13 protein-coding genes are annotated in these 15,663 nt (G+C 73.9%); 8 read left to right on the forward strand and 5 right to left on the reverse strand.

Annotated elements, in window-relative coordinates; translation table 11 throughout:
• Nucleotides 1-50: 50 nt before the first annotated feature.
• Nucleotides 51-3,380, forward strand: a complete 3,330-nt coding sequence (locus ACLQ2R_RS34970; protein ID WP_425965702.1) for a S41 family peptidase — start codon at nt 51-53, stop codon at nt 3,378-3,380.
• A gap of 170 nt (nt 3,381-3,550) precedes the next feature.
• Here the strand turns inward: ACLQ2R_RS34970 and ACLQ2R_RS34975 are convergent, their stop codons facing one another.
• From ACLQ2R_RS34975 to ACLQ2R_RS34990, 4 genes are all read right to left on the reverse strand, one after another.
• A complete protein-coding gene (locus tag ACLQ2R_RS34975; protein WP_425965703.1) occupies nt 3,551-3,904 on the reverse strand; it encodes a DoxX family protein in 354 nt (117 codons plus the stop codon).
• Nucleotides 3,905-4,066: 162 nt separating this feature from the next.
• Nucleotides 4,067-5,515 carry an MFS transporter gene (locus tag ACLQ2R_RS34980; RefSeq protein WP_425965704.1) on the reverse strand — a complete coding sequence of 483 codons (1,449 nt, stop codon included), beginning with the start codon at nt 5,513-5,515 and terminating at the stop codon, nt 4,067-4,069.
• A gap of 479 nt (nt 5,516-5,994) precedes the next feature.
• Complete coding sequence (locus ACLQ2R_RS34985; RefSeq protein WP_425965705.1) at nt 5,995-6,726, reverse strand: TetR/AcrR family transcriptional regulator; 732 nt, start codon at nt 6,724-6,726, stop codon at nt 5,995-5,997.
• 150 nt (nt 6,727-6,876) lie between these two features.
• Nucleotides 6,877-7,842, reverse strand: coding sequence for a helix-turn-helix transcriptional regulator (locus ACLQ2R_RS34990; protein ID WP_425965706.1), 966 nt, complete (start codon nt 7,840-7,842; stop codon nt 6,877-6,879).
• 78 nt (nt 7,843-7,920) lie between these two features.
• On the opposite strand from ACLQ2R_RS34990, the gene ACLQ2R_RS34995 reads away from it, so the two are divergent.
• The 5 genes from ACLQ2R_RS34995 to ACLQ2R_RS35015 all read left to right on the forward strand — a co-directional run bounded on the left by ACLQ2R_RS34995 (nt 7,921) and on the right by ACLQ2R_RS35015 (nt 12,459).
• On the forward strand, nt 7,921-8,667 hold the full coding sequence (locus ACLQ2R_RS34995; RefSeq protein WP_425965707.1) for an alpha/beta fold hydrolase: 747 nt from the start codon (nt 7,921-7,923) through the stop codon (nt 8,665-8,667).
• A 218-nt stretch (nt 8,668-8,885) separates the two neighbouring features.
• The gene (locus ACLQ2R_RS35000; protein WP_425965708.1) at nt 8,886-9,866 is read left to right on the forward strand and encodes an ATP-binding cassette domain-containing protein; all 981 of its coding nucleotides are present in this window, start codon (nt 8,886-8,888) and stop codon (nt 9,864-9,866) included.
• On the forward strand, nt 9,866-10,591 hold the full coding sequence (locus ACLQ2R_RS35005; RefSeq protein ID WP_425965709.1) for an ABC transporter permease: 726 nt from the start codon (nt 9,866-9,868) through the stop codon (nt 10,589-10,591). Before ACLQ2R_RS35000 ends, ACLQ2R_RS35005 begins: the two co-directional genes overlap by 1 nt.
• A 22-nt stretch (nt 10,592-10,613) precedes the next feature.
• Nucleotides 10,614-11,822: a sensor histidine kinase gene (locus ACLQ2R_RS35010; RefSeq protein ID WP_425965710.1), complete on the forward strand. Its 1,209-nt coding sequence runs from the start codon at nt 10,614-10,616 to the stop codon at nt 11,820-11,822.
• A gap of 31 nt (nt 11,823-11,853) precedes the next feature.
• Nucleotides 11,854-12,459 carry a response regulator transcription factor gene (locus ACLQ2R_RS35015; protein WP_425965711.1) on the forward strand — a complete coding sequence of 202 codons (606 nt, stop codon included), beginning with the start codon at nt 11,854-11,856 and terminating at the stop codon, nt 12,457-12,459.
• Nucleotides 12,460-12,498: 39 nt separating this feature from the next.
• Here ACLQ2R_RS35015 and ACLQ2R_RS35020 read toward each other — a convergent pair whose 3' ends face one another.
• The gene (locus tag ACLQ2R_RS35020; RefSeq protein ID WP_425965712.1) at nt 12,499-13,272 is read right to left on the reverse strand and encodes a GDSL-type esterase/lipase family protein; all 774 of its coding nucleotides are present in this window, start codon (nt 13,270-13,272) and stop codon (nt 12,499-12,501) included.
• A 377-nt stretch (nt 13,273-13,649) separates the two neighbouring features.
• On the opposite strand from ACLQ2R_RS35020, the gene ACLQ2R_RS35025 reads away from it, so the two are divergent.
• Together ACLQ2R_RS35025 and ACLQ2R_RS35030 are read left to right on the forward strand one after the other, a co-directional pair.
• Nucleotides 13,650-14,846, forward strand: a complete 1,197-nt coding sequence (locus ACLQ2R_RS35025; protein ID WP_425965713.1) for an isochorismate synthase — start codon at nt 13,650-13,652, stop codon at nt 14,844-14,846.
• A 145-nt stretch (nt 14,847-14,991) separates the two neighbouring features.
• Nucleotides 14,992-15,546, forward strand: coding sequence for a GNAT family N-acetyltransferase (locus ACLQ2R_RS35030; protein WP_386247677.1), 555 nt, complete (start codon nt 14,992-14,994; stop codon nt 15,544-15,546).
• The last annotated feature ends 117 nt before the right edge of the window (nt 15,547-15,663 follow it).

Raw genomic sequence — 15,663 nt, forward strand, 5'->3', positions numbered from 1 at the left:
TGATCGGGCGACCGAGGTGACCTCCCGTCGCCCGATCCTGGAGTGACACGATGCCCGCCTACCTTCGCTTTCCGACGATCTTCGGCGACGTGGTCGTCTTCGCCGCCGAGGACGACCTGTGGATGGTCACCGCCGAGGGCGGGCGGGCCTTCCGGCTGACCGCCGGGGTGGCCGAGGCGGGGTATCCCCGCTTCTCCCCCGGCGGCGACCGGCTCGCCTTCGCCGGCCGTGAGGAGGGCCCGGAGGAGGTCTACGTGATGCCCGCCGACGGTGGCGCGGCCCGGCGGGTGACCTACCACGGGGCACGCTCCAGCGTCACCGGCTGGGACCCGAGCGGCGGCATCGTCTACGCCAGCGACCAGGGGCAGCCCTTCGAGGGCCGCAGGTGGCTGCACCGGGTGGAACCGGGCGGGATGCCCGAGCGCCTGCCCTACGGACCGGCCAACACCGTCTCCTACGGCCCGCGGATCGTGCTCGGCCGCAACACCGCCGACCCTGCCCGGTGGAAGCGGTACCGCGGCGGCACCGTGGGCGACCTGTGGATCGAGGCCGGCGGCGGGGGGTTCCGGCGGCTCACCTCGCTGCCCGGCAACCTGGCCTCCCCCTGCTGGGCCGGGGACCGGATCTACTTCATCTCCGACCACGAGGGCGTCGGCAACGTCTACTCCTGCGACTCCGACGGCGCGGGCCTGCGCAGGCACTCCGACCACGCCGACTACTACGCCCGCAACCTCTCCGGCGACGGCCGCAGGCTGGTCTACCACGCCGGGGCCGAGCTGTACCTGGTGGAGGAGGGGGAGTCGCGCCCGATCGAGGTGCGGCTGCGCAGTTCCCGTACCCAGCGCAACCGCAGGTTCGCCCCGGCCGAGGACTTCCTGGAGCACGCCACGCTCAGCCCCGACGGCAGCGGCCTGGCCGTCACCACCCGCGGCAAGGCGTTCTCCTTCGCCGGCTGGGAGGGCCCGGTCCGCCAGCACGGGTCGCTGTACGGGGTCCGCTACCGGTTGCTGAACTGGCTCGGCGACGGTGAGCGGCTGGTGGCGGCGGCCAGCGACGAGGGCGACCGCGAGGTGCTGGTGGTCCTGTCCGCCGACGGCTGCGCCGCCCCCGTCCGGCTCGACCACCTCGACACCGGCCGCGCCGTCGCCCTGGAGGTCTCGCCGGTGGCGGATGTCCTCGCGGTGGCCAACCACCGCAACGAGCTGATCCTGGTGGACCTCGGGCCCGAGGGGCGCGGCGAGGAAGGCACCGGGCGCACCGGGCGCGGGGGTCCCGCCGCCGGGCGCCGGGCGGGTTCCGGCCGGAGCGCCGGGGACGGCCGGGCCCGCGCCAGGGTGGTCGACTCCAGCAGGTTCGGCGCGATCGAGGACCTGGCCTGGTCCCCCGACGGCCGGTGGCTGGCGTACGCCTGCCAGGACACCGCGCAGACCACCGCGGTGAAGCTGTGCCGGGTCGAGACGGGCGAGACCTTCCTCGCCACCCGGCCGCTGCTCTGGGACGGACGCCCGTTCTTCGCCCCGGGCGGCGACTACCTGTACTTCATCGGCCGGCGCGTCTTCAACCCCGTCTACGACGAGCTGCAGTTCGACCTCGGCTTCCCGCTGGGCTCCCGCCCGTACGCGATCGCGCTCCGGGCCGACGTGCCCTCGCCCTTCGTCCCCACGCCCCGGCCGCTCAAGGACGACGGCGACGGCGACGACAACGCCGGCGAGGAGGGCGACGGGAACGCCGAGGACGGCGAGGACGGGGACGGCGAGGACGACGGGGTGCCCGAGGTGGTCATCGACCTCGACGGCATCGAGGACCGGGTCGTGGTCTTCCCCGTCCCCGAGGGCCGCTACGAGGCCATCGCCGGGATCGACGGCAAGGCGGTCTACCTGACCTTCCCCGTCGAGGGGAGCATCGGCGACGACTACGCCGAGTCCTCCGACGGGACCCTGCACGTGTACGACTTCGCCAAGCAGAAGCAGGAGACCCTGGCCGGGGACGTGTCGGAGTTCCGGCTGGGCCGCGACGGCGACACGCTGCTCTACCGGTCCGGCGCGCGGCTGCGGATGATCAGGGCCGGGGAGGGGGAGCCGGAGGACGACGACACGCCGGGCCGTGCGAGCGGCTGGGTGGACCTGTCGCGGGTCAAGGTGTCGGTCCGGCCCGAGGCGGAGTGGCGGCAGATGTTCCGGGAGGCCTGGCGGCTGCAGCGGGAGAACTTCTGGACCGAGGACATGGCGGGGCTCGACTGGGACGGGGTCTACCTGCGCTACCTGCCGCTGGTGGACCGGGTCACCACCCGGGGGGAGTTCTCCGACCTGCTGTGGGAGCTGCTGGGCGAGCTGGGCACCTCCCACGCCTACGAGAGCGGTGGCGCCTACCGGTCCCGGCCGCACTACCGGCAGGGCAAGCTCGGCGTCGACTGGGCCTTCGAGGACGGCGTCCACCGGATCGCCGGGATCGTCGGCGGCGACCGGTGGGACCCCGAGGCGACCTCGCCGCTCAACCGCCTCGGCGTGGACGTACGGCCCGGTGACGTGGTGCTGGCCGTCAACGGCCAGCCGGTCGGCGCGGACGTCAGCCCGGACGAGCTGCTGGTCAACCAGGCCGACCAGGAGGTGCAGCTCACCGTGCGGCGCGGGGACGACAGGTGGACCGTCACGGTCCGGGCGATCGGCGACGAGCAGCCGGGCCGCTACCGCGACTGGGTGGAGGCCAACCGGGCCCGCTGCCACGAGCGCGGGGGCGGCCGGATCGGCTACCTGCACATCCCGGACATGGGCCCGGAGGGGTACGCCGAGTTCCACCGCGGTTTCCTGGCCGAGTACGACCGCGAGGCCCTGGTGGTGGACGTCCGCTTCAACGGGGGCGGCCACGTCTCGGCGCTGCTGCTGGAGAAGCTGGCCCGGCGCCGCCTGGGCTACGACTTCCCGCGCTGGGGGGTGCCCGAGCCCTACCCCGACGAGTCGCCGCGCGGCCCGATGGTGGCGATCACCAACGAGTGGGCGGGTTCCGACGGCGACATCTTCAGCCACACGTTCAAGCTGCTGGGCCTGGGACCGCTGATCGGCAAGCGCACCTGGGGCGGGGTGATCGGCATCTGGCCCCGGCACCGGCTGGCCGACGGGACGGTCACCACCCAGCCGGAGTTCTCCTTCGCCTTCGACGACGTGGGCTGGCGGGTGGAGAACTACGGCACCGATCCGGACATCGAGGTGGACATCACCCCGCAGGACTACGCGGCCGGGGTGGACACCCAGCTGGAGCGGGCGATCGAGGTGGCGCTGGAACGCCTGGTCCTGCAGCCGCCGCACACCCCGAACGCGGCGGCCAGGCCCCGGCTGGCGGTGCCGCGCCTGCCGCCGCGCCAGCCCGGGGGCCGCGTTCCCTGATCCCTCCCACCCGGTCGTGACGCCGGGGAAGCCGCGCCCGACGCCGGGGAAGCCGCGCCCGACGCCGGGGAAAGCGGGCTCGACGCCGGGGAGGTCGCGCTCGACGCCGGTGGGAGGTCCGCCGTGCTCCCCGTGCGGCGCCGGTCCGGCCGGGAGGCGGCGCCGCCCCCTCAGAGGGTGGCGATCAGCAGTGCCAGGGTCACCGCGGAGAACACGACCAGGAACACCGGCATCAGCGCCGGCGGGCGGCGCCCCGCGTCCGAGTAGTCGCCGGCCCGCACGTGCGTGACGACGGCGCCGGCCATCAGCAGCACGAGCCCGGCGGCGGCCGCCACGCCCAGCCACCTGACGGCCAGGCCGATCAGCAGCCCGGCGCCGGCCGCCAGCTCCAGCGCCCCGATGACGGCGGCCGCCGACCGGCCGACGCCCAACTCCTCAAGGCCGACCACGACCGTGGACCGGCCGAACAGTTTCATGGCTCCCGAGCCCAGGAAGGACACGGCCAGGACGACACTGAACGTCATGGCGGCTGTCTCCATCGACTGTCTCCTCTTCTCGCCGCTCTTCCGGCGACCGTGGAACGAGAACGTGAGGAAGGCGGCGGGTCCCCGTCGGCACCCGCGCCGGGACCTCCGCCCCGCCGCCCGTGACGGGACCGGGCGGGGCGGGGGCGGCCCCGCCGGCGGTCATCCGACGGACGTGGTGTCCGTGGACGCCCTCTCCCCGGGGGAGAGGGCCGGCCGGGACGCCCCGGGCCTTCCGATGAACAGTGCCGCCACGGCGCCGAGGAGGACGACGGCCGCGCCGAGCCACAGGGCCGGACGCAGGGCGGACACGAACGCCTCGGCCGCCTCGGCCGGGTCGCCGATCCGGTGGGCGGCGTACTCCCCGGTGAAGACCATCGTCAGCACCGCCACGCCGAGCGCGCCGCCGAACTCGCGGATCGTGTTGTTGATCCCGGTCGCCTTGCCGTGGTCGCGGTCGGGCACCGACCCGACGACCACGGACGGATTGGCCGCGAAGACCATGCCCATGCCGAGCCCCGCGATCACCAGCGCCGGGATCATGGAGGTGTAGGAGGCGCCCGCCGTCACGACGAGGGCGAGCCAGCCCAGGGCCACCGCCTGCGCCGCGGCGCCGATCGCCTGGAGGATCCCGCCGCCGACCCGTCCGACGAGCAGGCTCGTCAGGGGCACCGCGACCATGGGGATCGCCGTCCAGGGCAGGGTGCGCAGGCCCGCCTCCAGCGGGGAGAAGCCCAGCGGCCCCTGCAGGTACTGCATCAGGAAGAACACCGCGCCGAAGACGCCGAAGTACATGGTCAGCGAGACGAGGTTGCTGAGCATGAACGGCCGCACCCGGTAGAGCCGCGTCGGCACGAACGGCTCCTCGGCCCTGCGCTCCCACCACAGGAAGAGCACGAGGGACAGCAGCGCGCAGCCGGAGGAGAGCAGCATCCACGGGTCCGTCCAGCCCAGGTCGGGGACGTTGACGACGGTCCAGACCGACAGCACGACCGCCCCGGTGATCAGGCAGGTGCCCGGCAGGTCGACGGTGCGGTCCTCGCCCCTGCTCTCCCGCACCGTCAGCAGCGCGAGGGGCAGCGTCAGGAGCCCGACGGGCACGTTGATCCAGAAGATCCAGTGCCAGTCGATCCCCTCGGTCACCAGTCCGCCGACGAGCGGGCCCGCGGCGATCCCCAGGCCGTTGACGCCGCCCCAGACGCCGACCGCCGTCTCGCGCCTGGACCGTGGCACCGCGGCCACCGCCAGCGTGAGGGAGATGGGCAGCACGGCCGCCGCGCCCAGGCCCTGCAGCACGCGCGCGACGATGAGGGACTCGATCGACCCCGCCATCGCGCAGGCCCCTGAGGCGAGCGTGAAGAGCAGCACCCCGGACAGGAAGACGCGACGCCGGCCGAACCGGTCGCCGAGCGCGGAACCGGCGAGCAGCAGGCCCGCGAACGCCAGCACGTAGGCGTTCACCACCCACTGCAGTTGCGCCTGGGTCGGCCGGAAGGTCTCCACCATCTGCGTGAGCGCGTTGGTGACCACCAGGTGGTCCAGGGCGACCATGAACATGGGGATCGCCGTGACCACGATGGCGGGCATCCCGCCGTACCGCGTCCTGGGCATATCGGCCGACCGTCCTTTCGCGGGGAGGGGTTGACGACCGGTGACCGAGCCGATCGTCACCGGCGGAGAGCCCGGGCACGCCGGGCACGGGACACCGGACGTCCGGTGGCGGCCGAGCCGCTCGCGCTCGTCGCACCTCGGTGTCACACGCTCGAATGTTTGAGGCTCTAACTTCAGTTACAGCCTCAAACTAATTTAACGCTCCCTATCTGTCAACGCCCGGGCATGCCGAACCGGCCGGTTCGCACGGATCGCCGGCCGTACACGCCGGCCGGGGGGACGGGGGTGCCGAGCGCGGCCGGGCAGGAGGACACGCCGGGAAGGGCCGTCGGCCCGAACGGGCCCGAGGGCGGGCCGAAGCCGCGGGAAGAGCGGGCCGGCCACGAGGCGCCGTCGCCGGGGAGGGGGGAGGGGGCGTGTGCGCGGATCGGCGTCACCCCTCCGCGCCGTGACCCGCCCCCTCCGCGCCGCGGCCCCGGCTACGCCGGGCGTACCGGGGGCGGCTCGTACTCCAGGCCGAGCATCGCGCACAGGTCGCGCAGGCACTCCTCGAAGAACGACTCCAGGTCGGAGCAGAACTCCAGTTGGTTGAGGACCTCCATGCACAGCAGGCCGTAGAGCCTGATCCAGCACGACAGGAACACGTGCGCCGCCTCCGGGGGAAGCAGGCCGTCCATCTCCGCCGAGTAGTCGCGCAACCGCTCGCGCAGGGGGGCGTCCAGCTCCTCCAGGGCGGGGACGGGAAACGGCCGCGTGCGCCAGATCTCCACGACCTGGTCGAAGAACACCCGCTCGAAGTCCTGCTTGGCCCGGTAGCGGACGGACGTGGAGTTCGGCTCGTGCGTCCTGGGGGGCGGACTGGCGAACATCCACCCGAACTCGGGCCGGTGGGCGATCGTCCAGGACCGCATCGCGCGGCAGGTGGTCAGGAGGCGATGGGAGGGCGTGCCGGCCTCGGCGTCGTCACGGGCCGCCCGCATCACCTCGGTCAGCTCGGTGAAGAAGTCCGCGGTCACCGCCTCCACCAGCTCCTCGTGGCTGGAGTAGTAGCGGTAGAGCGCCGGTCCGCTCATGCCCATCTCACGTGCCACGGCGTTGACCGTGACGCCGGAGGACCCGACCGCGATCAGCAACCGGCGGGCGATGGAACGGATCTCCCGCAACGTGCTCTGCCGGACCCTCTCCCGGCGGGTGACCGCCTGAACAGCCATGAGTCCTGCTTTCCTCCGAGCCTTCCTCGGCATGATAGACGATGTACGATTAGTTACTATCAGTAACTGACATGAGGACCACTCTCGTCAAGCGACCGGTGGCGGCGCCTCCTGGCCTGCCCGGCCTCCCGGCGCCGATCACTCCGCCGATCACTCCCCCGGGTCCTCGCCGGCGCAGGCCAGGAGGCGGGCGGCCAGGGATCTGACCTCGTCGCGCAGCGCGGACGGGGTGACGACGGTGAACGGCCTGCCGAGACCGGCGAGCATCTGCGCCATCCCGTCCAGCCGCTCGGCGCGGGTGACGAGCAGCACCCCGCCGGATGTCTCGCTCAGGGTCGCCGTGGCGGCGGGGATCCGCGCGGCGGCCTCCTCCAGGGTGGTCTCCCGCAGCAGCACCCTGACCTCGTGCCGGTAGGGCACCGCCGCCAGCGAGCCGACCACGTGCGCGACCGGGTCGAAGCCCTCGGGGACCGTGAACCCGCGCTCGGTGCGCGCCACGTCCGCCACCCGGTCGACCCGGAAGGTCCGCACCTCCCCGCTGGCGTGGTCGAACCCCGCGACGTACCAGCGGCCGGAGTGGAAGACGATGCCGTACGGGTCGAGGTCGCGCGCCGAGGCGTCGCCGCGCCAGGAACGGTAGGCCAGCCGCACGGTGACCCGGTGCCGGGCGGCTCCGGCGAGGGCGAGCAGCGGGGCCGCCCTCGGCGTGTTCACCCTCGGCGCCGCGCGGCCGGTGTGGTCCAGCGTCTGCGACACCGCGTCGACGCGCTCGCGCAGCGGGCCGGGGAGCACGCGCTGGATCTTGGCCAGGGCGCTCCCGGTCGCCGCCTCCCCCACCGCCAGCCCGGTGCGCCTGCCGGCCAGCAGGCCCAGCACCACGGCGGTGGCCTCGTCGTCGGTGAGCATGAGCGGCGGCAGCCGGTAGCCCGGCAGCAGGCGGTAGCCGCCGTAACGGCCCCGGCCGGCCTGGACCGGCACCCCGAGCTCCGACAGCCGCACCGCGTAGCGACGCACCGTACGCTCGTCCACCTCCAGCCTGGCGGCGAGTTCGGGGCCGGTCAGGCCGGGGGCGGCCTGCAGCACCTCCAGCAGGGCGAGTACCCGGGCGGCCGTCACACACATTCCTCACGAATCAGGACCGATACTGTCCGGATTCGATCCTACGGTGGAACCAGGCGGACAGAGGAGAGAGAAATGAGCACGTACGTTCTGGTTCCTGGCTTCTGGATCGGCGGCTGGGCCTGGGAGAAGGTCGCCCGGCCGCTGCGCGAGGCCGGTCACGAGGTCCATCCGGTCACGCTCACCGGGGTCGGGGACCGGGCCCACCTGGCGGGTCCCGGGGTCGACCTGGAGACCCACGTCCAGGACATCGTCAACACGATCGTCTTCGCGGACCTGAGCGAGGTGATCCTCGTCGCCCACAGCGGGGCCGGGGCGCCGGTCACCGGCGCGGCCGACAGGGTCCCCGGGCGCGTCGCGCGGATCGTCTACCTCGACAGCGGGCCGCTGGCCGACGGCATGACCCAGCTGGACGTCAGGGAGCCCGGGGAGCGCGAGCTCGTCGGGCGGCGGGTCGCCGAGGAGGGCGGCGGCACGGGGTACCCGCCCCCGTCCTGGGAGGAGCACGAGCGGGCCGGGGTCAGCCTGGAGGGGCTGGGCGAGGCGGAGCGCGCGTGGTTCTCCTCCCGCGCGGTCCCGCAGCCGTACGGGACGCTGACCCAGCCCCTCAGGCTCGGCGGCGGCGCGGACGCGCTGCCCAAGACGCTCGTGACGTGCTCGTTCCCGCTGGAGCAGGTGCACGCCATGATCGCCTCCGGTCACCCGTACTTCGCGGCGCTCTCCGGGCCCGAGTGGAGTTTCGCGGCGGTGCCCACCGGCCACTGGCCGATGTTCTCCGAGCCGGAGAAGACCGCGGCCGCGCTCGCCGCCCTCGCGACCTGAGACGAGACGACCCGGGACGAGGCGGTCCGGGACGAGGCGGTCCGGGACGAGGCGGTCCGGGACGAGGCGGCCTGAACCGAAGCCGGGGCGGGGGCTACAGACCGGGCGCGTCCTCGGGGCCGTCCCGTCCGCGGGGGCGTGGCGGGTGACATTTGTCCTGCCCGGGTCCGGATCGATGGCTCTACCTGGGCCCCGGGGCCTTCCGTAGCGTCTCTCCCATGACAAGCACGACAGGCACGGCGGGCACGAGGGCCGCGACGGGCGCGACGAGCGGCACGGCGAACGGCGCGGGCGGCACGGGCGGCACGGGCGGCACGGGTCACGCGGTGTCGCTCGGTGATCTCACCAAACACTTCGGGGCGGTACGGGCCGTCGACGGAATCACCCTGGACATCCCCGTGGGGCAGACCGTCGCCCTGCTCGGGCGCAACGGCGCGGGGAAGTCGACGACCATCGGGCTGCTGCTCGGGTTGCTGGCCCCCACCTCGGGGAGCGTCCGCGTCCTCGGGGGCGCGCCCGAGGACGCGATCCGCGCCGGGCGGCTGGCGGCGATGCCCCAGGAGGGCGGCCTGGTGCCCCGGACCACCGTCGGCGAGCTCGTCGGTTTCGTCTCCCGGACCTACCGGACGCCGCTCCCGGTGCCCGAGGTGCTGGCCACCGCCGGGCTGGAGGAGCTGGCAGGCCGCCGGGTGGAGCGGCTCTCCGGAGGCCAGGCCCAGCGGTTGCGCTTCGCGCTGGCGCTGGCCGGGGACCCCGAGCTGATCCTGCTGGACGAGCCCACCGCGGCGCTGGACGTGCGCGCCAGGCGGGAGTTCTGGGAGAGCATGCGCGCCTTCGCCGCGCGCGGCAGGACCGTGCTGTTCTCCACCCACTACCTGGAGGAGGCCGACGAGTACGCCGACCGGGTGGTGGTGATCGACAAGGGCCGGGTCGCGGCCGACGGCACCAGCCGGGAGATCAAGCGCCTGGTCTCGCTCACCACGGTCAGCGTCACCGCCGACGCCGGGCAGGCCGCCCGGCTGGCACGCCTGCCGGGGGTCACCTCCGTGCGGGCCCGCGACGGTCGCGTGCACCTGAGCACCCGCGACGGCGACGCCACCGTGACGGCGCTGGCCGGGGCGGGAGCCGTACGGGACATCGAGGTGGCGCCCGCCGCGCTCGAGGACGCGTTCATCGCACTGACGGAGGTGGAGGCCTGATGCTCGCCTACATACGCCTGGAGGTCGTCAGGATCCTCCGCGACCCGGCATACGTGATCATGGGCTTCGTGATGCCCGTGGCGATGTACCTGCTGTTCACCAACCTCGGCGTCACGGGAGCCGACCGCGTCTCGGCCGCCGTGTACGTGATGGTCAGCATGGCCGCCTTCGGGGCGATCGGCTCGGCCTTCAACAACGGCACCGGCATCGCCGAGGACCGCACGGCGGGCTGGCTGCGGATGCTGCGGACCACCCCGCTGGCCCCGTCGCGGGTGGTCATGGGCAGGGCGGCCACCGGCATGCTCGTGGTGCTGCCCGCGATCTGCGGGGTGTCCCTGGCGGGGGCGCTGCTGAACGGGGTGCGCCTGCAGGTCTGGCAGTGGCTCTCGATCGTGCCGCTGCTGTGGATCGGCTCGCTGCCCTTCATCATGCTCGCGCTGGCCTTCGGCTACCTGTTCAGCGGGCAGACCGCCGCCGTGCTCAACATCGCCGCCAACCTGGGGCTGGCGGTCGTCGGGGGGCTCTGGATGCCCGTCGAGGGCTTCCCCGGCTGGATGAGGACCCTCGCGGGGTGGACGCCGAGCTTCGGCTACGCCGACCTGCCGCGCCGGGTGGCGTTCGGCCAGGCGCCCGACATGGGCACGGCGCTGATCCTGGGCGGCTGGCTGGTCGTCTTCGGCGCCCTGGCGGTGTACGCCTACCGCAGGGCCGGGCGCCTGGCGTGAGGCGCGTGATAGGAGTTTCCCCGTGAGCGGAGGGCCTGCGGTGAGCAAGCGCGAGGGGCCGCGGGCCCGCCGGGTGCTCCGGGGCCGGTGGACCCCGTGGGGGCATTCGCGCGCGGCGGAACGGGACGCCTCCCGGGGAACGGCGGGGCCGCCGGGACGCGGAGGGCCGGGACGCGGACGCGGAGGGCCGGGGCAGCTCGCCTTCTATCCCTGGCTGCTGGTCGCCTATCCCCCGCTCAGCGACCTGGTGGAGGGGGACGTGCGGCCGGTGCTCCCGGCCGCGCTGGGCCTGGGGGCCTTCGCCGTCCTGTACGTGCTGTGCATCCGGTTGTCGTTCACCGGCCGGCCGCGCTGGGCGGCCGTGGCGCTGGCCGGGCTGCTGGGGGTGACCTTCCTGCTGCTGGCGGGAGTCGCCCAGGACTGGTTCTTCCTGGCGCCGCTGATGACGATCGCCTGCGGCGCCGTGCTGCGCGGCAGGCTGGTCTACCTCCTGCTCACCGTGGTGGCCTTCGCGCTGGTCACGGTGATGTGGCGGGCGGGGGCGAGCTGGGAGAGCATCTCGCTGACGAGCTGGGGGACGGCCATCGGCGGTCTGGTGGTCAGCATCGTGCTGCGGCTGTTCTCGGTGATCGGCGAGCTTCACGACACCCGCGAGGAGCTGGCCCGGGTCGCGGTGGCCGAGGAGCGGCTGCGCTTCTCCCGTGACCTGCACGACCTGCTCGGGCACACGCTCTCGGTGATGGTGGTCAAGGCGGAGGCCGTACGGAGGCTGGCCTCACGTGACGCCGGGGCGGCGGCCTCGCAGGCGGCCGACATCGAGGTCCTCGGCAGGGAGGCGCTGCACGAGGTGCGGGCCGCGGTCACCGGCTACCGGGGGCGCGGCCTGGCCGCCGAGCTGGACACCGCGCGCACGGTCCTGGCCGACGCGGGCGTCGCCGCCACGGTGACCGTCACCGGGGACACGCCCACGCCGGAGGCGGACGCGCTGCTGGGCTGGGCCGTGCGCGAGGGCGTGACCAACGTGGTCCGCCACTCCTCCGCCCGGACCTGCTCGATCTCCCTTCGGGGCACGACGCTGGAGGTCCGCGACGACGGCCGGGGGGACGGGGGGACGTCCTTCGGCAACGGCCTGCGCGGCCTGTCCGAGCGGGCCGCCGCGCTCGGCGGGACACTGGAGGCCGGCCCGGCGCCGGGGGCCGGAGGTTTCCTGCTGAAGGTGACGCTCCCGTGACCGGCCGGTTCCCGTACAGGAAGGCGTTCGAATGATCAGGGTGCTGCTGGCCGAGGACCAGGGCATGATGCGCGGCGCGCTGGCCATGCTCCTGGACCTGGAGGACGACATCGAGGTGGTCGCCACCGTCGGCAGGGGCGACGAGGTCGTCCCGGTCGCGCTCGGCGCGCGGCCGGACGTGGCGCTGCTGGACATCGAGATGCCCGGGATCAGCGGCCTGGACGCCGCCGCCGGGCTGCGGGACCGGCTGCCGGGGTGCCGGGTGCTGATCCTGACCACCTTCGGCAGGCCCGGCTACCTGCGCCGGGCGATGGAGGCGGGCGCCGCCGGGTTCCTGGTCAAGGACGGCCCCGTCGAGGAGCTGGCCGCGGCGATCCGGCGGGTCCTGGCGGGCGAGAAGGTGATCGATCCCGGGCTGGCCGCCGCCGCGCTGAGCACCGGCACCAGCCCGCTGACCGATCGCGAACGGGACGTGCTGGCCGTGGCGGCCGACGGCGCGACGGTCGCCGACATCGCAGACCGGCTGCACCTGTCGGAGAGCACGGTGCGCAACTACCTGTCCGCGGCGATCGGCAAGACCGGCACCCGCAACCGCATCGAGGCCGCCCGCACCGCCCGTCACAACGGCTGGCTCTGAACGACGGGCCCGGTCGCGGTTTCCCCGGCCCCCGATTCGTCAGGGGGCCGGGAGCGGCTCCACGACGGGAGCGGTGTCGTCCTCGGCGAGCCAGTCGCGCATCACCCGGAAGGTCTTCTCCGCGATCAGCCGCTGACCGGCCGCGTTGGGGTGGAAGAAGTCCCACCTGCTGACGTGGTCCAGGGTGAACGGCTGCGCGAACACCTCGCCCCCGTCGTACCGGCAGGCGGGGCCGTAGGCGGCGCAGATCCTGGCGAGGGCGGCGTTGTAATCGGAGATCCGGGCGCGCACGCGGTCGCGGCGGGCCCGGTCGGCCGCCGACGTCGAGGTGGGCCGCGCCAGCATGGAGGGGCAGATCCGGCCCACCGCCCAGAAGCCGCGCGCCACCGTGCTGTTCCTGCCGATCCGCCAGAGCCGCCCGACGTCGGGAACGCTCGCCACGAACACCCGGCCGCCGGGCCGTCCCGCCCGGAACGCCGCCAGTGCCTGCGCCACCCGGCTCTCGTAGACGTCCACCGGGGTCATCAGCCGCTCGGAGGGCACACAGGCGTCCTGGGCGCCGACCAGGATCGTGACGTAGTCGGCCCGCAGGGAGATCGCCCGCGTCACCTGGGCCGCGAGACCGGCGCTGGTGGAGCCGGGCACGGCGAGGTTCTCGACGCGCGGCGAGGTGCCGGGGCCGAGATCGCGCAGTCTCAGGTAGTGGCTGCGGACGCTCGGGTGGTCCCCCGTCGACCAGGAACGCGAGACGCAGGGGACGTACCAGCCGCAGGCGTTGAACCCGGCGCTGATGGAGTCGCCGAGCGCGGCCATGACCCTCGGACGCCAGGCGTCGGCCGCCCGGACGACCTGAGCCGACCGAGTCGCTTGAGTCGCTCGAGTCGTCCCTGCCGCCTCTGCCGCTCTGTCCGCCCCGGCCGCCCCCGCGGGGACGGCCGGGGCGAGGGTGAGGACGGCCAGCCCTGTGAGTGCTGTCACAGTCCTGCGAAGCATGACACCTCCGCTGCGAGATCGCGTCTGCTTCGGATCTATCACCGCAGGTCGGAGCGGCAGGCTCCGTTGACCGAGTGCCTTGGTTTTCTTGACACGACGTGGCGGGTGTGCTGCGAGGGGATCAGCCGTCGAACACGTTCAGTTTCCCGCATAGAGTGGCGGGGGTGAGTGTAGCGCTCGGATCGACTCGTCCTCTCATGGTGAGAACCACCCCCGTCGAGGACCCCGGCGACCTGTTCTCGCGGCTCCCCGAGGCCGCCCCCTACGCCTGGGTCAGGCGCGGAGAGGGGCTCGTCGCGTGGGGCGAGGCGGTCCGCCTGACCGTCCCCCCCGGCCCCCGGCGGTTCGAGTGGGCCCGTGACCGGCTCTCTGGCCTCTTCGGCGAGGCGCACGTCGACGACGACGTGACGGCCCCCGGCTCGGGACCGGTCGCCTTCGGCTCGTTCACCTTCGACCCGGACGCGCGGGGATCGCTCCTGGTCGTCCCCGAGACGATCCTGGCCCGCCGCGACGGCCGCGCCTGGCTGACCACCGTCGGCGAGGGGCGGCTCGACGCCGTCACCCCGCTCCGCGACCCGGGCAGGATCCGGTACGGGGACGGCAGCCTGACCGCGCCGGAATGGCAGCACGCCGTGGCGCGCGCGGTCCGGCGGATCCGGTCGGGCCTGCTGGAGAAGACCGTCCTGGCCCGCGACCTGACCGCGGTCGCCGAGCGGGCGATCGACGTCCGCCTGCTGCTCACCCGGCTGGCCGCCCGCTACCCGGACTGCTACACGTTCTCCTGCGCCGGGCTGGTCGGCGCGACCCCCGAGCTGCTGGTCCGGCGTACCGGGGAGACGCTGGAGTCGCTGGTGCTGGCCGGGACGATCGCGCGGGGCACCGGCCGGGCCGACGACATGGCGCGCGGCGCGGCCCTGTTCGCCTCGGAGAAGGACCGCCACGAGCACGCCTGCGCGGTCGCCTCGGTACGCGAGGCGCTGGACCCGCTCTGCGCCGAGCTGAAGATCCCCGAGGACCCCGAGCTGCTGGTGCTCGCGAACGTCCAGCACCTGGCCAGCCCGGTCACCGGGCGGCTGCCCGCCGGGACCTCGGTGCTGGACGTGGTGGAGGCCATGCACCCGACCGCCGCCGTGGGCGGCACCCCGACCGGGGAGGCGCTCGGCGTCATCCGCGACCTGGAGGGCATGGACCGGGCCGGGTACGCGGGCCCGGTCGGCTGGATCGACGCCCGGGGCGACGGTGAGTGGGGGATCGCGCTGCGCTGCGCGCAGATCGAGGGTTCCCGGGCCCGGCTCTTCGCCGGCTGCGGGATCATGGGCGACTCCGACCCCGCCTCCGAGCTGGCCGAGGCCCAGGCCAAGCTGCGGGTGATGCAGTACGCCCTGGAGGGATGACCCGGCCTGGCCGGGAACGAGCGGATAGGCGTACCCTCACAAGGGCAATACATCGGACATTTCAGGCAAGGAATGATCCTTCTTCTGATCCACGTTCTCTCATCGCCGCATGGCCACGGGCCCGCTCGTCAGGGAGAGGAAGATCATGACGTTACTGACCACCGACCGCCTCACGGTACGTGACTGGAGTCCCGACGACTCCGGAGAGGCCCTGGCCATCTACGGGGTGCCCGAGGTCACCCGCTGGCTCTCCCCCGCGATGAACCGCCTGGAGGGTGAGGACGCGATGCGGGCCACCCTGGAGTCGTGGGCGGGCAGCCGCCTGACCCTGACGCCCCCGCTGGGCCGCTGGGCCGTCGTCCGCAACTCCGACCAGCGCATCGTCGGCGGCCTGTCCCTGCGCTACCTCCCGCCCGACGAGGAGGACATCGAGATCGGCTGGCAGCTCGCCCCCGACGCCTGGGGGAACGGCTACGCCACCGAGGCGGGCCGCGCCCTGGCCGGGTGGGCGTTCTCCATCGGCGCCCACGAGCTCGTCGCGGTCGTGCGGGTGAACAACGAGCGCGGCGCCGGGGTGGCCCGGCGCATCGGCATGCAGTGGGCCGGGGAGACCGACAAGTACTACGAGACGCGCCTGAACGTGTACCGCCTGTGGCCCAGCGATCTCACCGCCGCCCAGGAGGAGGCGCTCCGGCTCTGACCGTCCCGGCCCCGCGCGGAACCTCCACGTGAGATCCCGCGCGGGCCGCCGCGGTGACCCGGCCGGGGGGGGGGTCGCCGGGCCGGCCGCGGGTGGTCGGGGGGCGGCGGGCGGCGG

The organism is Streptosporangium sp. DT93, assembly GCF_049844535.1.
Lineage (GTDB): Bacteria > Actinomycetota > Actinomycetes > Streptosporangiales > Streptosporangiaceae > Streptosporangium.